The 19,388-nt window shown below is 71.2% G+C and carries 22 protein-coding genes; 2 read left to right on the top strand and 20 right to left on the bottom strand.

Annotated features, from left to right (window positions below; translation table 11 throughout):
- Positions 1–55: 55 nt before the first annotated feature.
- The 10 genes from DEI99_RS10405 to DEI99_RS10450 all read right to left on the bottom strand — a co-directional run bounded on the left by DEI99_RS10405 (position 56) and on the right by DEI99_RS10450 (position 8,916).
- Entirely contained in the window at positions 56–802 is a 747-nt protein-coding gene (locus DEI99_RS10405) for an alpha/beta hydrolase (RefSeq protein WP_181434538.1), read from the bottom strand.
- Positions 799–1,101, bottom strand: a complete 303-nt coding sequence (locus tag DEI99_RS10410) for an Rv1322 family protein (RefSeq protein ID WP_111042967.1) — start codon at positions 1,099–1,101, stop codon at positions 799–801. The genes DEI99_RS10405 and DEI99_RS10410 overlap by 4 nt, the downstream gene beginning before the upstream one ends.
- A gap of 12 nt (positions 1,102–1,113) precedes the next feature.
- Entirely contained in the window at positions 1,114–2,094 is a 981-nt protein-coding gene (locus DEI99_RS10415; RefSeq protein WP_258369643.1) for an aggregation-promoting factor C-terminal-like domain-containing protein, read from the bottom strand.
- Between the two features lie 68 nt (positions 2,095–2,162).
- A complete protein-coding gene (locus DEI99_RS10420; RefSeq protein WP_111042966.1) occupies positions 2,163–2,711 on the bottom strand; it encodes a DivIVA domain-containing protein in 549 nt (182 codons plus the stop codon).
- A gap of 114 nt (positions 2,712–2,825) precedes the next feature.
- Positions 2,826–3,836 carry a phosphatidate cytidylyltransferase gene (locus tag DEI99_RS10425; protein ID WP_258369641.1) on the bottom strand — a complete coding sequence of 337 codons (1,011 nt, stop codon included), beginning with the start codon at positions 3,834–3,836 and terminating at the stop codon, positions 2,826–2,828.
- Positions 3,836–4,390 (bottom strand): ribosome recycling factor, encoded by a 555-nt coding sequence (gene frr, locus DEI99_RS10430; protein WP_071253775.1) that lies wholly within the window; start codon positions 4,388–4,390, stop codon positions 3,836–3,838. Before frr ends, DEI99_RS10425 begins: the two co-directional genes overlap by 1 nt.
- A gap of 47 nt (positions 4,391–4,437) precedes the next feature.
- Positions 4,438–5,157 (bottom strand): UMP kinase, encoded by a 720-nt coding sequence (gene pyrH / locus DEI99_RS10435; RefSeq protein WP_071253777.1) that lies wholly within the window; start codon positions 5,155–5,157, stop codon positions 4,438–4,440.
- Positions 5,158–5,310: 153 nt separating this feature from the next.
- A complete protein-coding gene (gene tsf, locus DEI99_RS10440; protein ID WP_071253780.1) occupies positions 5,311–6,138 on the bottom strand; it encodes a translation elongation factor Ts in 828 nt (275 codons plus the stop codon).
- An 83-nt stretch (positions 6,139–6,221) separates the two neighbouring features.
- On the bottom strand, positions 6,222–7,139 hold the full coding sequence (gene rpsB / locus DEI99_RS10445; protein ID WP_071253783.1) for a 30S ribosomal protein S2: 918 nt from the start codon (positions 7,137–7,139) through the stop codon (positions 6,222–6,224).
- Between the two features lie 334 nt (positions 7,140–7,473).
- Entirely contained in the window at positions 7,474–8,916 is a 1,443-nt protein-coding gene (locus tag DEI99_RS10450) for a sugar porter family MFS transporter (protein ID WP_284180798.1), read from the bottom strand.
- A 546-nt stretch (positions 8,917–9,462) separates the two neighbouring features.
- Between DEI99_RS10450 and DEI99_RS10455 the strand changes: the two genes are divergently transcribed.
- Entirely contained in the window at positions 9,463–10,056 is a 594-nt protein-coding gene (locus DEI99_RS10455; protein ID WP_111041976.1) for a murein hydrolase activator EnvC family protein, read from the top strand.
- A 108-nt stretch (positions 10,057–10,164) separates the two neighbouring features.
- Here DEI99_RS10455 and DEI99_RS10460 read toward each other — a convergent pair whose 3' ends face one another.
- The 9 genes from DEI99_RS10460 to rplS all read right to left on the bottom strand — a co-directional run bounded on the left by DEI99_RS10460 (position 10,165) and on the right by rplS (position 17,435).
- The gene (locus DEI99_RS10460) at positions 10,165–11,136 is read right to left on the bottom strand and encodes a tyrosine recombinase XerC (protein ID WP_111041975.1); all 972 of its coding nucleotides are present in this window, start codon (positions 11,134–11,136) and stop codon (positions 10,165–10,167) included.
- A 25-nt stretch (positions 11,137–11,161) separates the two neighbouring features.
- Complete coding sequence (gene dprA, locus DEI99_RS10465) at positions 11,162–12,406, bottom strand: DNA-processing protein DprA (protein WP_181434458.1); 1,245 nt, start codon at positions 12,404–12,406, stop codon at positions 11,162–11,164.
- On the bottom strand, positions 12,403–13,923 hold the full coding sequence (locus DEI99_RS10470) for a YifB family Mg chelatase-like AAA ATPase (RefSeq protein ID WP_111041973.1): 1,521 nt from the start codon (positions 13,921–13,923) through the stop codon (positions 12,403–12,405). The genes dprA and DEI99_RS10470 overlap by 4 nt, the downstream gene beginning before the upstream one ends.
- The gene (locus DEI99_RS10475) at positions 13,920–14,309 is read right to left on the bottom strand and encodes a YraN family protein (RefSeq protein ID WP_111041972.1); all 390 of its coding nucleotides are present in this window, start codon (positions 14,307–14,309) and stop codon (positions 13,920–13,922) included. The genes DEI99_RS10470 and DEI99_RS10475 overlap by 4 nt, the downstream gene beginning before the upstream one ends.
- A 154-nt stretch (positions 14,310–14,463) precedes the next feature.
- Positions 14,464–14,811, bottom strand: coding sequence for a histone-like nucleoid-structuring protein Lsr2 (locus DEI99_RS10480; protein WP_071253791.1), 348 nt, complete (start codon positions 14,809–14,811; stop codon positions 14,464–14,466).
- Between the two features lie 105 nt (positions 14,812–14,916).
- Positions 14,917–15,240: a DUF2469 family protein gene (locus DEI99_RS10485; RefSeq protein WP_071253792.1), complete on the bottom strand. Its 324-nt coding sequence runs from the start codon at positions 15,238–15,240 to the stop codon at positions 14,917–14,919.
- A 269-nt stretch (positions 15,241–15,509) separates the two neighbouring features.
- The gene (gene rnhB, locus DEI99_RS10490) at positions 15,510–16,208 is read right to left on the bottom strand and encodes a ribonuclease HII (RefSeq protein WP_111041971.1); all 699 of its coding nucleotides are present in this window, start codon (positions 16,206–16,208) and stop codon (positions 15,510–15,512) included.
- Complete coding sequence (gene lepB, locus DEI99_RS10495; protein WP_111041970.1) at positions 16,205–16,948, bottom strand: signal peptidase I; 744 nt, start codon at positions 16,946–16,948, stop codon at positions 16,205–16,207. The genes rnhB and lepB overlap by 4 nt, the downstream gene beginning before the upstream one ends.
- A gap of 130 nt (positions 16,949–17,078) precedes the next feature.
- Positions 17,079–17,435, bottom strand: a complete 357-nt coding sequence (gene rplS, locus DEI99_RS10500; protein WP_071253799.1) for a 50S ribosomal protein L19 — start codon at positions 17,433–17,435, stop codon at positions 17,079–17,081.
- 167 nt (positions 17,436–17,602) lie between these two features.
- Here rplS and map point away from each other — a divergent pair, with 167 nt between their 5' ends.
- On the top strand, positions 17,603–18,394 hold the full coding sequence (gene map / locus DEI99_RS10505) for a type I methionyl aminopeptidase (RefSeq protein ID WP_111041969.1): 792 nt from the start codon (positions 17,603–17,605) through the stop codon (positions 18,392–18,394).
- A gap of 298 nt (positions 18,395–18,692) precedes the next feature.
- Here map and trmD read toward each other — a convergent pair whose 3' ends face one another.
- Entirely contained in the window at positions 18,693–19,385 is a 693-nt protein-coding gene (gene trmD, locus DEI99_RS10510; RefSeq protein ID WP_071253803.1) for a tRNA (guanosine(37)-N1)-methyltransferase TrmD, read from the bottom strand.
- Positions 19,386–19,388: the final 3 nt, after the last annotated feature.

Raw genomic sequence — 19,388 nt, forward strand, 5'->3', positions numbered from 1 at the left:
GCAGGGGGCGGGTCGCAGGGCCCGCCGGCCGCGTCCGTCAGGCCGGCAGCGTCCGTCAGACCGGCCAGTGCGTCGGCAGCGGAGCGCTGCCCGGCACGACGAGGTCGGCGATCGCGTCGAGGACGATCCGCACGTACCGCTCCCCCACCCACAGGTGCTTCGCACCCTCGACCGGCACCACGCGGACGTTCGGTGCGAGCGCGAACCGCTCGACCGCCTCGGCCGGCTGCAGGAAGTCGTCGTGCTCCGGGACGAGCGCCACCACGGGCACCCGGACGGCGGCCCACCGGGCGAGCTCTTCGTCGGTCGTGCGGTGCAGCGGCGGTGACAGGAGCACCACCCCGGCGACCCGGCCGGCCTCGACGTGTTCGAGCGCGTGCTTCAGCGCGACCTCGGTCCCGAAGGACCACCCGACCAGCCACGGCGTCGGCAGGCCCCGGTCGGTGACCTCGGCGACGGCGGCCCGCAGGTCGAACCCCTCGGACACACCGTCGCCGAAGGTGCCCTCGGACGTGCCGCGCGGCGAGGTGACGGAACGGAAGTTGAAGCGCAGCACGGCGACGTCGGCCAGGGCGGGCAGTCGGGCTGCCGCCTTCTTGAGGACGTGGGAGTCCATGAAGCCGTGCGCGGTCGGCAGCGGGTGCAGGGTGACGATCGTGCCCCGGGCCGGACGCTCCGCCGGTTCGGCGAGCTCACCGACCAGGACGAGGTGGTCGTCGGTGACGAGCTCGACGTCGGTGCGCCGCGCGGGCAGTTCCGTCGCGGACCGGATCTCGGTGTCGGCCGACGGCTCAGGGGTCACGCGATGCTCCAGCAGCGGTTGTGCCAGTGGCGGCGCGAGGCGAGGTCCGCGGCGTCGCCGAGGACACCGTCGGCCCGCCAGACCACCACGTGCGCGGTCCCGGGCAGGACGGCGCCGCCGCAGCCCGGGCAGACGTACTCCTTCTGCGCCGAGGCGGCCGAGATCGGCTGCACCTGGTACTCCCGCCCACGGCGGACCTCGGTGCGCTTCCACCCCGCCATCAGCCGGTCGAGGCCCGGCGCCTCGTCAGGCTCGACGTCGCGACCGCGGGGACGCCGCGGCCGGTTGCTGCGCGGCACCCGAGCTGCCGATCAGTACCAGTTGACGGCCTGGCTGTGACCCCAGGCAGCACACGGGGTGCCGTAGACACCCGCGATGTAGTTCAGGCCCCACGTGATCTGCGTCGCCGGGTTCGTCTGCCAGTCGGCACCGGCCGTGGCCATCTTGCTGCCGGGCAGTGCCTGCGGGATGCCGTACGCGCCGCTCGGGTTGTAGGCGTTGACGCGCCAGCCCGACTCCTTGTTCCACAGCGAGACGAGGCAGTTGTACTGGTCGGTGCCCCAGCCGCGAGCGGTGACCTGCGCGAGGGCGATCTCCTGCGCGCTGCCCGGGTCCGGCGCGGCGGCCACGGCGGCCAGCGTGTTGCTGGCGGACACCGGCTCGTCGGTGGCGGTGGCCTCGTCGGCTCCGTCGGTGGCGTCGGCGTCGGTGGTCTCGGCGACCTTCGGGGCCTTCTTGACCTTCGGCGCGGGCACGGTGACCTCGTAGCCGTCACGGTCGGCAACCGTCAGGCCGGCACCGCCGGCGGTGAACTGCTGGGGCTTCGTCGGGGTCTTCACGAGCACCGGGGTGTCGACCGCGGCCTGGGCCACGTCGGCCTGCAGCGGGTTGAAGAGCGAGCCGCCGACGAACAGGAACACACCGAAGAACGAGATGGCGGGGACGCGGGCGCGCTTCCGGGCGAAGGTGTTGACCGACGCGGTCGCGGTGGGCCGGACACCGGCCGACGACCGTGCGGTCGGACGCTGCCGCACGGGCGCGGTCGCCACGACGCGGGGCGCCTCGTGCGCGAACGCCGAGACGTTCTCGTCGGAGACCCGGTTCGCCGCGACGGACTTCGGGGTGGCGACGGGGGCGGTCACCGCCGGCAGCACCGGTGGGTCCGCTCGGAGCACCGAGGCGTCCGCGCTGCGGGTTCGGTTCAGTGCCGCGCGGCGCTCACCCGAGGCCTGGTGGCCGAGGTGCTCGCGGGGATCGCGGTCGGAGCTGTGGTCTGCCGTGTGCCTGCCCATGAGTAGGACCAGGGTAACGGAACGATCACGGAAAACGAAGCACTGGTCACAGCGCGTCGCGGACCGGTTCAGCGGACCGCGAGCATGACCTCGACGACGGCGTCGAGGACCGCGTCGACCTGGGCTTCGCGGTAGCCGCCGTGCTTCGGTCGGAACACGACGGAGCGGACCTCGGTGAGGCTGAGGGCCTTGCCCTCGCGGAAGTAGCCGGCGAGGCGTTCGGCGAAGGCGTCGACGTCCTTCGGGTGGTACCCGGTGCCGAGGAAGCTCACCCGGCGGAACCGCTGCCCGTCCGGCCGCTCGAGCCGCGCCACGACGTCGGACGCCTTGGTGCGGGCCTCGGCGTACCAGGCCTTCTGTCCGACCTCGGTGATCTCGCGCTCGCGCTCACGTGCGGCGAAGGCGTCCTCGAGGCGCTCGAGCGCGGCGTCGACGTGCGAGGTCGAGTAGCCGCCCTTCCGCATCGAGAAGGCCGTCGCGCGGATCTTCGCGGCCTCGATCCCGGGGGCGCTGTCGTCGGCGGAGTACGCACGACGGGCGTCCTCGAGGAACCGCTCGACCTCGTCGACGTCGTAACCGAGTGCGGACCGGGCTGCGGTCGGGAAGGTGGTTGCCACGGCGACATTCTGCCAGTCCGTCACCGTGGCACAACCTGGACGCGCTGAGGACGGCACCGCGACGGTGCCGCTGACGACGATCAGTGGCCGACGACGATCAGTGGCTGACGACGATCAGTGGTTGACGATGAGGTACAGCACGTACCCGACGGCGGCCGACGGCAGGATGCTGTCGATCCGGTCGAGCAGTCCCCCGTGCCCGGGCAGGAACGACGAGATGTCCTTGATGCCGAGGTCGCGCTTGATCATCGACTCGGTCAGGTCGCCGAGCGTGGCCGACCCGGAGATGAGCACGCCGAGCACCACACCGGTCCACCAGGGCAGCCCGAGCATGAGCCAGCTCACCAGGATGCCGACGACGATGCTCGCCGCGACGGAGCCGGCGAAGCCTTCCCAGGTCTTCTTCGGGCTGATCCGCGGCGCCATCGGGTGCTTGCCGAGGTTGAGCCCGGTCGCGTACGCCCCGGTGTCCACGGCGACGACGACCAGGATGAACCCGATCACCCAGAGGTTGCCCTGCGGCTGCGCGGAGAGCAGCACCACGCAGGCGCCGAGCAGCGAGATGTACGCCTGCACGAACAACCCGTTCGTGAGGTCGCGGAAGACGTTGCCGGCGGACGGCTTCTGCCGAGCCACCGTGACCTCGACCAGCCGCCAGAGGCTGATGAGCACGATGCCGCCGAGCAACGTGAACAGCGCGGCGACCTGTCCGTACAGGAACGACGCCGGCACGATCGCGATCGCGACCGCGACGCTCGGGATCCGCGGCACGTCGCGACCCGCGAACCGCATCGCGCTCGTGAGCTCGTAGACGCCCACGCCGAGCAGGAACGCCGCCACGACCATGAACGACGGGGTCCAGAGCAGCAGCGAGCCGAGCATCACCACGGCGAACGCGAGCGCGATGCCGATCGCCGCCGGCAGGTTGCGCCCGGTCCGCGCCGTCAGTGCCTCGTTGCGCGCGCCGAGGTCGGCCCGGCGTTGCCGGAGCTGCGCCTCGAAGTCGGTGCGGGCCGCTCGGGCACGCGCATCGAAGTCCTGGCGCAGCCCCTTCTTCGCGGACCCGGTGTCGACGGGTCCGTGCGGTTCTGTGGGGCGGTCACCGCCCGGTTGCGGGCGGTGCATCAGACCTCGAGGAGTTCGGCTTCCTTCTTCTTCAGCGAGTCGTCGATCTGGTCGACGTGCTTCTTCGTCAGGGCCTCGAGGTCCTTGTCGCCGCGGGCGATCTCGTCGTCCGAGATCTCGCCCTTCAGCGCGTCGAGGTCGTCCTTGGCGCGGCGGCGGATGTTGCGGATGACGACCTTGTGGTCCTCGCCCTTGCCGCGCACGAGCTTGACGAACTCCTTGCGGCGGTCCTGCGTGAGCTCCGGGATCGTCACGCGGACGATCTCGCCGTCGTTCGACGGGCTCGCGCCGAGGTTCGGGAACGTCGCGATGGCACGCTCGATCTCCTTGAGCGCCGACTTGTCGTACGGCGTCACGATGAGCGTGCGGGCCTCGGGGGTCTGCAGCGAGGCGAGCTGCGCGAGCGGCGTCGGGGTGCCGTAGTACTCGACGGGGATCTTCTGGAAGAGCGCGGCGTTGATCCGGCCGGTTCGGACGGTGGAGAAGTCGTCCTTGGCGACCTCGACCGCCTTCGCCATCTTCTCGGTGGCTTCGGTCAGGACATCACTGATCACGGTGTTACTCCTTCGGTACTGGCGTCGAGTCTAGTCAGCGCGGCAGGTCAGTTGCTGACCACGGTGCCGATGCGCTCGCCCCGGATGGCGGCCTGGACGTTGCCCTCGCCCTCCATGCCGAAGACGTGCATCGGCATGCCGTTGTCCATGCAGAGCGAGAACGCGGTCGCGTCGACCACCTTGAGGCCCTTGAGCAGGGCGTCCTGGTACGTCACGTGGTGCAGCTTCTCGGCCGTGGCGTCCTTCTTCGGGTCGGCGGTGTAGACCCCGTCGACGCCGTTCTTCGCGACGAGGACCTCGTCCGCCTTGATCTCGAGCGCACGCTGCGCCGCGACCGTGTCGGTGGAGAAGTAGGGCAGCCCGGCGCCGGCGCCGAAGATGACGACGCGGCCCTTCTCGAGGTGCCGCTCGGCGCGCCGCGGGATGTACGATTCGGCGACCTGGGTCATCGAGATGGCGGACTGCACGCGGGTCGCGGCACCGGCCTGCTCGAGGAAGTCCTGCAGCGCGAGCGCGTTCATCACCGTGCCGAGCATGCCCATGTAGTCGGCGCGGCCGCGGTCCATGCCGCGCTGCGAGAGCTCCGCGCCGCGGAAGAAGTTGCCCCCGCCGACGACGATCGCGATCTCGACGTCCTGTGCCGCCACGGCGATCTCACGGGCGATCGAGCCGATCACGTCGGGGTTCACGCCGAGGGACCCGGCCCCGAAGGCCTCTCCCGAGAGCTTCAGCAGGACCCGGCGTCGTCCGGTCTTCTCGTCGGTCATCTGGTCGCACCCTTCGTCGATGTCTCGTGGGAATCTACCCGGCCGCAGCCGGTCCGGCGGACGCACGTCGTGCCTCCAGGCCGGGTCCGCGCGCACGAGCGCGCGAAAACGGGGTCAGGAACCAACCTGGTTCCTGACCCCGTCACGGGTTCGTTACGCGCCGACCTTGACGCGGGCGAAGCCCTGGATCGTGATGCCGGCGTTCTCGGCGGCCTTCGCGACGGAGATCTTGTTGTCCTTCGCGTAGTCCTGGTCGAGGAGCGCGACCTGCTTGATGAAGGCGTTGACGCGACCCTCGACGATCTTCGGCAGGGCGGCCTCCGGCTTGCCCTCCTCGCGCGTGATCGCCTCGACGGTCGCGCGCTCCTTCTCGATCGCGTCGGCCGGGACGTCCTCGCGCGTCAGGTACGACGGGTTCGCGAACGCGACGTGCTGGGCGATCGAGCGGGCCTCGGCGGCGTTGTCGCCCTCGTAAGCGATGACGACGGCGATCTGCGGCGGCAGGTCCTGGCTGGTCTTGTGCAGGTAGATCTCGAAGGCCGAGCCCTCGACACGGCGGACCGTGCGGACCTCGAGCTTCTCGCCCAGCGCGGCGGCGGCCTCGTTGACGACCTCGAGGACGGTCTTGCCGTCCAGCGGGGCGGCGTTCGCGGCGGCGACGTCGGCGGCACCGGCGGCCGAGACGGCCCCGAGCACCTTGTCGGCCAGCGTCGTGAACTTCTCGTTCTTCGCGACGAAGTCGGTCTCGCTCGCGAGCTCGACGACCGTGGCGGCGCCGTTCTCGCTCGAGGCGACGACGACACCCTCGGAGGTGGCGCGGTCGTCGCGCTTGGCGACGGCCTTCGCACCCTTGATGCGGAGCAGCTCGACGGCCTTGTCGTAGTCGCCGTCAGCCTCGACGAGGGCGTTCTTGGCGTCCATCATGCCGGCGCCGAGGTCCTCGCGGAGCTTCTTCACGTCAGCAGCGGTGAAGTTTGCCATTGACAGGAGTCCTTTCTGGACTGTGAGTGTGTGGAGAGTGGAGGCGGGGCGCCGGACCCGGTCGGGTCCGGCGCCCCGGCAGCTCACTCGGCGGGGGTGGTCTCCGCAGCAGCCTCGGCCTCGGCCGTCGGCTCCGCGTTCTTCGCGTCGTCGGCGATCGGCTCGCCGATCTCCTTCGCTGCGACCTGCGCGTCGGCGTCGTTCTCCTCGACGGGGGCGGCGGGCGCCTCGGTCGTGGCGGCGGCCTCGCCACCGAGGAGCTCCTGCTCCCACTCGGCGAGGGGCTCGGAGGCCTCGTCCTCGTCGCCACCGTTGTGGCGGGTCTTCAGGCCCTCGGCCGCGGCGTCGGCGACGATGCGGGTCAGCAGACCGACGGAGCGGATCGCGTCGTCGTTGCCCGGGATCGGGTAGGTGATCTCGTCGGGGTCGCAGTTGGTGTCGAGGATGCCGATGATCGGGATACCGAGCTTCTGCGCCTCGTCGACGGCGAGGTGCTCCTTCTTGGTGTCGACGATCCAGAGCGCGCTCGGGGTCCGCGTGAGGTTGCGGATACCACCGAGGGTCTTGTGGAGCTTGTCCAGCTCGCGCTTCTTGATGAGGAGCTCCTTCTTGGTGAAGCCCTTCGTCGTGTCGTCGAAGTCGATCTCCTCGAGCTCCTTCATGCGCGCGAGGCGCTTGGAGACCGTCTGGAAGTTCGTGAGCAGACCGCCGAGCCAACGCTGGTTGACGTACGGCTGGCCGACGCGGGTCGCCTGCTCGGCGATGGAGCCCTGGGCCTGCTTCTTGGTGCCCACGAAGAGGATCGTGCCACCGTGCGCGACCGTCTCCTTGACGAAGTCGTACGCGCGGTCGATGAAGGCCAGCGACTGCTGCAGGTCGATGATGTGGATGCCCGAGCGCTCGGCGAGGATGAAGCGCTTCACCTTCGGGTTCCACCGACGGGTCTGGTGTCCGAAGTGGACGCCGCTGTCGAGCAGCTGGCGGATGGTGACGACGGCCATGTGCCGTCCTCCTTCTGTCTTCTCGGCGCGCAGCCGTGCTCTCGCACGTCGCTGCGGACCTGTTGCGGTTGTGTCGACCACGACCCTCGGTCGTGGTCCCTGGTGCCCTGGCACGCGACCGCCCGCTCGTGAGAGCGGGACCGATGGTCGGGTGCCGCGCCGGTGACGGCGCTGTGGACACGCGAAGTCAGCGCGCCGGAGCGCACTGCTGAGGAGATGCTAGCAGACGGTGGACGCACAGGAGGCGCGGTGCAGGTCGGACCTGCACCGCGCCTCCTGAGCGTGGTGACGCTGGTGCGTCAGGGCGTGGTGCCCGCGCTGTGACGCTGGTGCGTCAGGCCTTCGCGGACACGGTGTCGCCCTCGGCGGAGATGCCCATCTCCTCGAGCGAGCGGCCCTTCGTCTCCGGGATCTTCGCGATGACGAAGAACAGCGAGATGAGCGCGAACAGCGCGTAGATGCCGTACGTGACCGTCAGGTTGAAGCTCGAGAGCACCGGGAAGGTGATCGTGACGAGGAAGTTCGCCACCCAGTTGGCGGCCGAGCCGACGCCGAGCGCGGTGGCACGGATGCGGTTCGGGAACATCTCGCCGAGCAGCACCCACATGAGCGGACCCCACGTCGCGCCGAACGACACGACGAACAGGTTCGCGAAGATGAGCGCGATGATGCCCCACGCGCCGGGCAGGTTCGGCTCGCCGTCGACGATCGTCGCCTGCGAGAACGCGATCGCGACCATGAGCAGCGACACGAACATGCCCGAGGACCCGGCGACCAGCAGCGGCTTCCGGCCGAGCTTGTCGACCGTGAAGATCGCGATGAAGGTGACCGCGACGTTCACCACCGAGGTGATGGTGGAGATGAGGAAGGACTGGTCCTCCTTGAATCCGACGGCCTGCCAGAGCGTCGTCGAGTAGTAGAAGATCACGTTGATGCCGACGAACTGCTGCAGCACGGCGAGGATGATGCCGACCCAGACGATGGGCTGCAGACCGAAGCGGTTGCCGCGGATCGAGCCCTTCTTCTGCTGCGCTTCCTTCTCGATGCCGTCCTGGATCTCCTCCAGGCTCGTGTTCACGGTGTCGCGCGGCACGATCTTCGTCATGACCTCGCGGGCGTCGTCCGTGCGGCCCTTCGCCAGCAGGTAGCGCGGCGACTCCGGCAGCGTGATGGCCAGCACGCCGTAGACCACCGAGGGGACGATGCCGACCAGGAACATCCAGCGCCAGGCCGGCAGCCCGGCGACGACCTCGGACGCGCCGCCCGCCGTGACCGCGAAGAACTGGTCGGAGAGCAGGGCGGCGAAGATGCCGAGCGTGATGGCGAGCTGCTGGAACGAGGCCAGCCGCCCACGGATCGCCTTCGGGGAGACCTCGGAGATGTAGGCCGGCGCGATGACCGACGCGGTCCCGATGCCGAGACCGCCGACGAGACGCCAGATGACGAAGTCCCACGTGGCGAAGGCGAAGCCCGAGCCGATCGACGAGACCAGGAACAGCACGGCCGCCCAGAACATGATGCGCGTGCGGCCGAACCGGTCGGCGAGGCGCCCGGCGAAGAACGCGCCGAACGCACAGCCGATCAGGGCCGAGGCGACCGCGAAACCGCTGGCGGCCTCGGACAGCCCGAACTCACCCTTGATCGCGTCGACCGCACCGTTGATGACGGACGAGTCGAAGCCGAAGAGGAAACCGCCCACCGCTGCTGCGATGGCGAACGCGGTGACCTTCCCCTTGAACGCACGGTCTTCGCCGTGCCCGGTCGCTGTGTTGGACACGATGCTCCTGGGTTCTGCCGCCGTGCGGGGGTTGCTGCACGGTGCCCCGGTGGTCGGCTGGTTCGCCGTCCGAGCGGCGTTGCGTGTTCCGGAGCGGCCCCGACTGTACTCCTCGAGGGGGCGCGGGTCACAAACGGGGGCGGCGCGGGCACGGCGGCGGGGCGCGGGCATGGGCAGGCGGCGGGGGCACGGGCACGGGCTTTGCGACGATGCGCGCGTCGATCGTCGCGTGGTCCGTCGCAGAGTGCGTGGTTGCCGTGCGACATGGTCGACGTCGTACGACCGCGATCGTGTCGCGTGGGCCGCGTGCGACGGCGCGGACGGCCACCGTGCGACATGGTCGACGTCGTACGACCGCGATCTTGTCGCGTCGGCCGGGTGCGACGGCGTGGACGGCCACCGTGCGACATCGTCGACGTCGTGCGACAGCGATCGTGTCGCGTGCGCCGGGGCGCTCGGCCTGCACAGGCCGGGAGGCCCGCCCCACCCTCCACAGGTCGACCCACCCGGCCCGCACAGCCGTTCCGACAGCGCCAGGGTGGCGGCATGGCTTCGTTCCCCCGCTCAGGCACGCCGCTCCCCAGACTCCTGACGACCGTGGTGCTCGTCGGGGCGCTCGGCGTCGTGGTGTCGTCGGCCGTGTCGGCGGTGGCTCCCCGCGACGAGCCGACGGCAGTACGACCGCGGGTGGCCGCACCACCCGCAGCCGCCGCCGAGCCCGCGCCGTGGGTCTGGCCCACCGGCACCCGCGTCGTCGAGCGCGGATGGGAGCCACCGTCGGGCGACTACACCGCCGGTCACCGCGGCATCGACGTGCCGGCGGCGATCGGCACGACGGCGGTCGCGGTGGACGACGGCACGGTGGCGTTCGCCGGCTCGGTCGGCGGACGGACCGTGGTGACGGTCGACCACGGCGACGGGCTGGTGAGCACCCTCGACTCCGTGCAGCCGCTCGTCACCACCGGGGCCGAGGTCCGTCGAGGCGACCCCGTCGGCCGCGTGTCGGTCGGCCACTGCCCTGCCGCTGCGCCGTGCCTGCACCTCGGCGCGAGGATCGACGGCCGCTACGTCGACCCGACGCCGTACCTGCCGCCGCCCGCGTGGCCGGTGCTCCTGCCGGAGTCGGCGTGGCGAGGGTGACGCGCGGCAGCACCGGTGCACGTCGGTACGCTGTGACGACCTCAGCGCGTCGTCCCGAAGCGGTGGGAACGAGGTCACGAGAGGTCGCGCGGACGAGCGCCTGCGCGCTCAGGCCCGGGGGTGCGCCGTCCGGTAGACCTCCCGTAGCCGCGCCGACGACACGTGCGTGTAGATCTGCGTCGTGCCGAGGCTCGCGTGGCCGAGGAGTTCCTGCACCGCCCGCAGGTCCGCTCCCCCGTCGAGCAGGTGCGTGGCGGCGGTGTGCCGGAAGGTGTGCGGGCCGCTCGGCCCCTCGCCGGGCAGGTCGTCGAGCAGCCGCGCCACGACCCGGTAGGCGCTCCGCACCCCGAGTCGTCCGCCGCGATCGCCGAGGAACAGCGCCGTGCTCGGCTGCTCCGCCCGCGCTGCCAGTTCCGGGCGACCGCGCGTCGTCCACGCCTCGAGGGCGTCCCGGGCCGGCGTGCCGAACGGGACGACGCGTTCCTTGCCGCCCTTGCCGAGCACCCGGACCGTGAGCCGACCGCGATCGACGTCCGGCAGGTCGATGCCGACGAGCTCGCTGACGCGGATCGCCGCCGCGTAGAGCAGTTCGACGAGCGCCAGGTCGCGCAGGGCGCCAGGGTCGTCCGTCGCCGCCCGGGAGCCGAGGCCGTCGAGCAGGCTCCGCACCTGGTCGGCCGACATCACCCGCGGCAGGTGCGCACCGCCCTTCGGCGCACGGAGTCGGACGCCGGCGTCGGTCGCGGTCACCCCGGTCTCGCTCGACCACCGGGTGAAGGCCCGGACGGAGGACGACCGCCTGGCGATCGTGGACCGGGCGAGCCCGCGCTGGTCGGCCTCCCACAGCCAGTCGCGCAGGAGTTCGAGTCCCACTCCGTCGACCCCGTCGACCCCCCTGCGCTCAGCGAACGTCGTGAGCTGCTCCAGGTCGTTCGCGTAGGCACGCAGCGTCTGCTCGCTGAGCCCGCGGGCGTGCCGTGCGTGCGCGAGGAAGGCATCGACCGCGTCGACGAGTCGACGCCCCGCTGAGCCGCCCTGCTCCGGCCGTCCTGTGCCGCGCGATCCCGACTGCTCTGCCACGTCGCCAGGGTACGACCACTGACCGTCACGCCCGACACCACCCGCCGCTGCGCTGCACCACCAGGCCCTGCAGCTGCGCGAGCGCGAGGGCGTCGGCAGTGTCACCCATCGACAACCCCGACCGACGGGCCAGCTCGGCCTCGGGCAGCGCCCGGCGGCCGAGGGCGTCGAGCACCCGCACCACCTCGGGGTCGCGGTGCACCGACACGAGCGGCTCGTCGGGCACCGCACTCGACGCGTGCTCCGCGACGCCTCGGAGCGCGCTCGTCGGGTCGCCGGGGTGCACGACCAACTGGGCCCGCCCCTGCGCCACGAGCCGGTGGCAGCCGACCGACGCCGAGGACGCGAAGGCCCCGGGCACCGCGAACACCGGCCGTCCGAGCTGCCCCGCGTGGTTCGCGGTGTTCAACGCCCCCGATCGCGCCCCGGCCTCGACCACGACCGTCGCGTCGGCCAGTGCGGCGATGAGCCGGTTCCGCGCCAGGAACCGCCACCTTGTCGGCCGGGTCCCCGGTGCCGACTCGGCGAGCAACGCGCCGTGCCGCGCGACGTCCTGCAGGAGCTGGACGTTGCCCGCCGGGTAGAGCTGGTCGATACCCCCGGCGAGCACCGCGACGGTCGGTGCCCCGGCGGCGATCGCGACACGGTGAGCCACCGCATCGATGCCGTAGGCGCCGCCACTCACGATCGTGCACCCGTCGTCGGCCGCTGCCGAGGTGATCTCGGCTGCCGCTTCGGCCCCTGCGACCGTGTTCGCCCGCGACCCGACCACCGCGATGGACGGCTGTGCGTCGAGGGCCTCGACGGCACTGCGGGCCCAGAGCACGAGGGGCGCGTGCGGTCCGAGGTCGTCGAGTGCCGTCGGCCACCCGACACCGTTCGGCACGAGGAGCCGTGCCCCGACCGCCTCGGCCGCCGACAACACGCTGCCCGGGTCCGCGGTACCGAGTCGCGGTCGCCAGCGCTCGACGGCAGCCGCGAGGACGTCGGCGAAGGCGACGGGGTCCTCGGCGCCGGGAACACCGGCACCGACGCAGGCGTCCACCAGCTCGGAGGGCGCCCCCTCGGCAGCGAGCAGCACCGCACCGAGCGCCTGCTCCGGCCCGAGCGCGGCCAGCAGTTCGCCGGCGATCGCGTCCCCGGGCTCGACGACGACCGACCACACCAGGCGCGCCGCGGTGGCGACGGTGTCCACGTCCGACACCGCCGGGCCGAGCAGCCGCCCGATGCGCTCGAGCAGCGCGTCACCGTCACCGGCGACGGCGATCACAGCGCACTCCGCAGCGCGAGTGCGCTCCTGACGTGGTCGGCGGTGGGCCGGTCCGCTTCGTCGATGTCGGCCAGCGTCCACGCCAACCGCACCACGCGGTCCCAACCGCGCATCGTCAGGGTGCCGAGCTCGAGCGCCCGGTCCAGCTCCTTCGTCGACCCCGGTTCGGTCCGACCCGGTGCCCGCAGCCACGCCCCGGTGACCTGCGCGTTGCGCGTCCACCCGGTCCCCCGCAACCGGTGGGCCATCCGGTCGCGCGCCGCCGCGACGACCGCCCGGGCGGCTGCGGTCGTGGGTGTCGGTTCCGCCCCGCGGATCCGGCTCGTCGTCACGCGCGGGACGAGCACGCGGATGTCCATCCGGTCGAGCAGCGGCCCGGACATCCGGCCGAGGTAGCGGCGGACGGTCGCCGGGGCGCACTCGCACGGCTGCCCGTGCGCCCCGCCGGCGTTGCCGCACGGGCACGGGTTCGCCGCGAGGACCACCTGGCACCGCGCCGGGAACTCGGCTGCGCCGGCGGTCCGGTGGATCGTGATCCGGCCCGACTCGAGCGGCTGCCGCAGCGCGTCGAGCACGGCACGTGGGAACTCCGGGGCCTCGTCGAGGAACAGGACGCCCCCGGTGGCCCGCGAGACCGCGCCCGGACGCAGCACGCCGGAGCCGCCACCGATCAACGATGCCGTCGAGGCGGAGTGGTGCGGCGCCTCCCACGGGGGCTCGGTGCTCCACGACGCCGCACCGAGCCCGGCGACCGACCGTACGGCGGCGACCTCGAGGGCGGTCTCGTCGTCCAGGTCGGGCAGGAGACCGGGGAGCCGCTCGGCGAGCATCGTCTTGCCCGCACCGGGTGGTCCGAGCAGCAGCGCGTGGTGACCGCCCGCCGCCGCGGCGATGACGGCGCGCACGCCGACGGGGTTGCCGATGACGTCGGCGAGTTCGGCCGTCGGACGCTGCGTCGCCGGGACCGGCACGGGCAGCACCGGCTCGACCTCGACCGGCGGCAGGAGCGCGCCGGCGTCGATGGCGGCGGCCCGGAGCGAGTCGACGCCGACGGTGCGGACACCGGCCACCACGCGGGCCTCGGGCAGGTTGCCGACCGGGACCACCACCCGCTCGGCACCGGCGTCGCGGGCGGCGACGAGCATCGGGATCACCCCGGCGACGGGACGGACCCGGCCGTCGAGACCGAGCTCGCCGATGTAGACGATGCGTTCCGACACTGCCGGAGCGACCCCGGCCCCGGCGAGCACCGCCATGGCGATGGCCAGGTCGAAGCCGGACCCGCGCTTCGGGATGGCCGCCGGTGTGAGGTTGACCGTGATGCGGCGTGCCGGCAGCGGGCACCCCGCGTTGGCAGCAGCTGCACGGACGCGCTCGCGAGCCTCGCCGAGCGAGGTGTCCGGCAACCCGATGATGCTGAACGCCGGCAACTGGCTCGTCAGGTGCGCCTCGACCTCGATGCGACGGCCGGTCACGCCGAGGAGCGCGACGGCGGCGGCACGGCCGATGCCGGTCACAGCACACCGGCCAGGTGCTCGACGACGGTGCGCGGGCCGTCGACGTGCACGGCGACGGCGTCGATGCGCACCGACCGCGCCGACACCTCGGGGTGGGCGTCGAACCAGGCCGGTACGAGGGCGCGCATCCGCCGCATCTTCGACGCGGTGATGGACTCGAACGGGTGCCCGGTCGCGATACCCGAGCGCGTCTTCACCTCGATGAACGCGAGCGTGCAGGAATCCCACGCGACGATGTCGATCTCACCGCGTGCACAACGCCAGTTCCGATCGACGACCCGGAATCCGTGCTCCTGCAACCACGACGTCGCGCGGTCTTCACCGAACCGACCGAGTGGTGCATTCCGCAGCACACCCGTCGACGGTGGGTGGGTTCTCTGTTCCATGTCGTTGCCTCCGCGGCAACGATCGCGGGAACACGGCTCGGACGGTCACGACGGGTGAATGTCTGTGGACGAGGCCGAGTCGGAACCGAGCTGTGGAGGAATGACGAAGGACCCGGGCGATCGAGATCGCCAGGGTCCTTCGATCACACGACGGTCAGTGTGCGGCTGCGTACGCTTCCTGCACCTGGGTCGAGATGCGGCCGCGGCTCGAGACCTCGTAGCCGTTCTCCTTCGCCCAGTCGCGGATCTTGCCGAGTTCCTCGGAGTTCCCGCGCTTCGGTGCAGCCTTCGGAGCAGTACCGCCGGTGCGGCGGCCGGAGACCTTGCGGGCAGCAGCGATGTAGTCGGAGATCGCCTCGCGGAACTTGTCGACGTTGTCGTTCGACAGGTCGATCTCGTAGGACGATCCGTCGAATGCGAATTCGACGGTCCGACCCTCACCAGAGGTGATGGGGGAATCGTCGAGGTCGTCGACGAGCTGGACGGTGACCTTCTGTGCCATGCGCGGCTCCTGTTCGTGGGGCGGGAAATCCCCTCAACAATAGCGCGGAGAATGCACATTCGTCCTGCATCGGCGGCGATTCATCGAATGCACCGGAATTGACGATCACTCGTCGAGTGCGAGTTCCTTCGGCAGTTCGAGTTCACGAGAGGTGAGTTCCTCGACATTCACGTCCTTGAACGTGAGCACACGAACACCCTTGACGAACCGGTCGGAACGGTAGACGTCCCACACCCACACGTCGTTCATCGTGAGTTCGAAGTAGAAGTCGTGCTCGGTGTCCCGGCGCACGAGTTCGACCTCGTTCGCCAGGTAGAAGCGGCGCTCGGTCTCGACCACGTAGCGGAACTGCGACACGACGTCGCGGTACTCGCGGTACAGGGCAAGCTCGACCTCGCGGTCGTAGTCGTCGAATTCTTCCTCATCCATCGCCTGCACAGTCTACGGCGACTGCGGACCAGCGGGACGACCGCGCCGACCGACCGGTCCCCGTCGAGCCGACCCGCGCCTCCCGACCAGCGGAACGACCACGCCAGCCGGACCGGTCCCCGTCGAGCCGACCCGCGCCTCCCGACCAGCGGAACGACCACGCCAGCCGGACCGGTCCCCGTCGAGCCGACCCGCGCCTCCCGACCAGCGGAACGACCACGCCAGCCGACGACCACGTCAGCCGACCCGAGCGTCAGCCGACCAGGGCGTCAGCCGACCAGCGCGTCGAACCCGTCGAGCGCGACGCTCGACGCCTGGTGCAGCCAGGTCTTCCGGTGCAGGGCGTGCGCGCCGACCGAGCGGATCGCGTCGTAGTGCGCCGTCGACCCGTACCCCTTGTTCGACGACCACGCGTAGTGCGGGGCGTCGTCGTGGGCGGCGATCATCACCGCGTCGCGGGCGACCTTCGCCACGACGGACGCGGCGGCGACGGATGCACAGTCCCGGTCGGCCTTGACCCGCACCACGACCTCGAGCGGGTCCGTGGACAGTCGCAGCGCCGGCGGGACGGCGCGGCTCAGCCAGTCGAACGACCCGTCGAGCACGACGACGGCACCGTCCAGCGACAGGCCGTCCGCGACGAGCGACCCGAGCGCCTGCGCGCCCGCGGCACCGAGCGCCGGCACGATCCCCTGCCGGTCCACGTACTCGGCCGAGGCCATCCCCACCGCGGTCCGCGCCCAGCGTGTGACCACGGGCACGAGTTCGGTGCGGCGGCTCGCGGACAACAGCTTGGAGTCGGCGAGGCCCTGCGGCACCCGGCCGACGTCGATCGTCACCGCAGCCACCCCCACGCCGACGGGGCCGGCGATCGCGCCGCGCCCCACCTCGTCCATGCCGATCACGGTGACGCGCCCCTCGCCGAGCAGGCGCTTCTCGACACGGAGCGAGGGGCGGACGGCGGTCACCGCTTCCGCTCCTCCACCCCGGCGAAGACCTCCGGGTGGTCGTCGAGCCAGGTCCAGCGGCTGGTCGGCCACGAGATGACGAACGCGCGACCGGTGACGTCGGAGAGGGGCACGAAGCCCTTCGACGGTGTGTCGCCGTTGTACCGGGAGTCCCGCGAGTTGTTGCGGTTGTCGCCCATCACCCAGATGGTGCCCTTCGGCACGGTGACGGAGAAGTCCTTCGCCGACGCCGGCGCCCCTGCCGGCAGCTTGAGGTACGGCTCCTTGATGGGAACGCCGTTCACCGACATCTGTCCGAGGTCGTTGCAGCAGAAGACCGTGTCCCCCGGCAGGCCGATGACCCGCTTGATGAGGTGGTCGTCGCTGTCACCGGTGCCGAGCCCGACCTGGGTCAGTGCCCAGTCGATGGCCTTGGCTGGCTGCGTGTCGGGGCGGACACTCGGGACGTCGGCGCCGGTCAGCCACCCGCCCGGGTCCTTGAACACGACGACGTCACCGTGCTTGAGCGCGACGGCTCCTGGCACGAGTTCGTTCACGATCACCCGGTCGTTGATCTGCAGGGTGTTCTCCATCGAACCCGACGGGATGTAGAACGACCGGATCAGGAACGTCTTGACGAGGAACGACACGAGCAATGCCGCGATGAAGATGATGACGAGGTCCCGGAGGAATGTGAGTGCACCGTTCCGCTTCTTCTCGGTACGAGGGCGACGCCCGGTCTCGTCAGTGGTGTCCGTCATTTCCGCTCTCGTTCACGCAGCGCCGTCGGAGAGGACGGACGCAAAGGGAAAGCCCCCCGTCGATGCACAACCGTACATGGACGAGGGGCCGTCAGCAGCGTCCGGCTCGCGGACGTCACTGTGAAGGCGATCAGGCGTCGCGCTTCTCCTTGATCTTGCGGCGGGCCGCCTTGCCGCGGAGCTCGCGCAGGTAGTAGAGCTTCGCACGACGGACGTCACCCTTGGTGACGATCTCGATGTGGTCGATGATCGGCGAGTGCACCGGGAACCAGCGCTCGACGCCGACCTGGAAGCTCACCTTGCGGACCTTGAAGGTCTCGCCGATGCCGTGGCCCTGACGGCCGATGACGACACCCTGGAAGACCTGGATACGCGAGCGCGTGCCTTCGACGATGTTGACGTGCACCTTCACGGTGTCGCCGGGGCGGAAGTCCGGGACGTCGGTACGCAGCGACGCTGCGTCGACGTTGTCGAGGAGCTGGCTCATGGTGGGTTTCACTCTCTGCGGACGCGCACGGGTCGCCGCGGATCGATGTTCGGAAAGTAGTGGTTCGTGCCCGGTGTCGGCGACTCCCCCGTGGCAGAGTCCAGCCAGGGCACAGCGATCAATACTGCCACAGAGAGCGCCCGGGACAAAACGACCAGGATGGAGCCATGATCGAACTCCGCACCCCCGCCGAGCTGGACGGCCTGCGCACCGCCGGCCGGTTCGTGGCCGACGTCCTCGACGAGCTGCTCGAGACGGTCGACGTCGGCGTCAACCTGCTCGACCTCGACCGCGTGGCGGCCCGGATGATCGCCGACCGCGGCGCGGTGAGCTGCTACGTCGACTACCACCCCTCGTTCGGCATGTCGCCGTTCGGCAAGAACCTCTGCACCTCGGTCAACGACGCCGCACTGCACGGCCTGCCCCACGACCGGGTGCTGCAGGACGGTGACCTGGTGAGCCTCGACTTCGCCGCGAGCGTCGACGGCTGGGTCGCGGACTCCGCGGTGACCGTGCAGGTCGGGACGCCCCGCGACGAGGACCAGGCACTGGTCGACACCGTCGAGCGTGCCCTCGCGGCCGGCATCGCCCAGTTCGCACCCGGCAACAAGCTCGGCGACGTCTCGTACGCCATCGGACGCGTCGCGAAGGACGCCGGCTACGACGTCAACCTGCAGTTCGGCGGCCACGGCGTCGGGCACACCATGCACGGCGACCCCCACGTGCCGAACGACGGCCGCCCGGGTCGGGGCCTGAAGCTCCGCCCGGGGCTCGTCGTCGCGATCGAGCCGTGGCTCATGCAGGGCACGGACGAGCTGTACCAGGACGAGGACGGCTGGACCCTGCGCAGCGTCGACGGTTCGCGTGCGGCACACGTCGAGCACACGGTCGCGGTGACCGAGCAGGGTCCGGAGGTCCTGACCCTGCGACGCGCCCAGCGCGCCGACGCGACCGCCTGACGGACGGGCGCGTGACGCGCCGACGCGACCGCCTGACGGACGGGCGCGTGACGCGCCGACGCGACCGCCTGCCGGACGGGAGGCCCGGTGCGGCCCCGCCCCGCGCCTCCCGTCCGGCGCGCGTTCCGTCCCATGGCGCGTGACATGGAAAGCGGAATCGCGCGTGGGAGACAGGAAGAACCTGCTTCCTACGCGCGGAACGACTCACCACGCGCGAAAGCGCCCGCTACGCGCGGAACGGCACCAGGGCGCAGCAACAGGGCGCGCCGCCGCACGGCAGCGCAGCGGCCGCGCAGCGCTACGCGTCGGGGAGCAGGTCCGGGCGCACGCGGCGGGTGCGCTCGAGCTGCTGCTCGTGCCGCCACGCAGCGACGCGGCCGTGGTGGCCGCTCAGCAGGACATCCGGGACGTCGAGGTCGCGCCAGGACGCGGGCTTCGTGTACGAGGGGTACTCGAGCAGGCCGTCCTCGTGGGACTCCTCGACCAGGGACTCGGGGTTGCCGACGACGCCGGGCACCAGGCGCCCGACGGCCTCGATCATCGCCATCGCCGCGACCTCGCCACCGTTCAGGACGTAGTCGCCCAGCGAGAGCTCGACGACCGAGCAGCGGGACGCCGCCCACTCGAACACGCGGGCGTCGATGCCCTCGTACCGCCCGCAGGCGAACACGAGGTGGTCCGACGTCGACGCGAGCGAGCGCGCGATCGACTGCGTGAACGGGGTGCCGGCCGGTGTCGGGACGACGAGGGTCGAGGACCCGTCCGGTCGGAGCAGGGCCTCGAGCGCCTGCGCCCACGGCTCGGGCTTCATCACCATGCCGGCGCCACCGCCGTACGGGGTGTCGTCGACGGTGCGGTGCCGGTCGGTCGTCCAGGAGCGCAGGTCGTGCACGTGCAGGTCGAGCAGGCCGCCGGAGCGGGCCTTGCCGAGCAGGGACACGTCGAGCACGGAGAAGAACTCCGGGAAGATCGTGACGATGTCGATCCGCACGGG

Source organism: Curtobacterium sp. MCLR17_036 (genome assembly GCF_003234445.2).
In the GTDB taxonomy this organism is placed as follows: domain Bacteria; phylum Actinomycetota; class Actinomycetes; order Actinomycetales; family Microbacteriaceae; genus Curtobacterium.

Bases quoted from the DNA above. Each gene is read 5' to 3' on its own strand.
- DEI99_RS10455 (WP_111041976.1), top strand. From the start codon at position 9,463: ATGGCTTCGTTCCCCCGCTCAGGCACGCCGCTCCCCAGACTCCTGACG.
- DEI99_RS10425 (WP_258369641.1), bottom strand. From the start codon at position 3,836: ATGCACCGCCCGCAACCGGGCGGTGACCGCCCCACAGAACCGCACGGA.
- rpsB (WP_071253783.1), bottom strand. From the start codon at position 7,139: ATGGCCGTCGTCACCATCCGCCAGCTGCTCGACAGCGGCGTCCACTTC.
- DEI99_RS10475 (WP_111041972.1), bottom strand. From the start codon at position 14,309: ATGGAACAGAGAACCCACCCACCGTCGACGGGTGTGCTGCGGAATGCA.
- rplS (WP_071253799.1), bottom strand. From the start codon at position 17,435: ATGAGCCAGCTCCTCGACAACGTCGACGCAGCGTCGCTGCGTACCGAC.
- DEI99_RS10480 (WP_071253791.1), bottom strand. From the start codon at position 14,811: ATGGCACAGAAGGTCACCGTCCAGCTCGTCGACGACCTCGACGATTCC.
- DEI99_RS10415 (WP_258369643.1), bottom strand. From the start codon at position 2,094: ATGGGCAGGCACACGGCAGACCACAGCTCCGACCGCGATCCCCGCGAG.
- map (WP_111041969.1), top strand. From the start codon at position 17,603: ATGATCGAACTCCGCACCCCCGCCGAGCTGGACGGCCTGCGCACCGCC.
- tsf (WP_071253780.1), bottom strand. From the start codon at position 6,138: ATGGCAAACTTCACCGCTGCTGACGTGAAGAAGCTCCGCGAGGACCTC.
- lepB (WP_111041970.1), bottom strand. From the start codon at position 16,948: ATGACGGACACCACTGACGAGACCGGGCGTCGCCCTCGTACCGAGAAG.
- pyrH (WP_071253777.1), bottom strand. From the start codon at position 5,157: ATGACCGACGAGAAGACCGGACGACGCCGGGTCCTGCTGAAGCTCTCG.
- DEI99_RS10485 (WP_071253792.1), bottom strand. From the start codon at position 15,240: ATGGATGAGGAAGAATTCGACGACTACGACCGCGAGGTCGAGCTTGCC.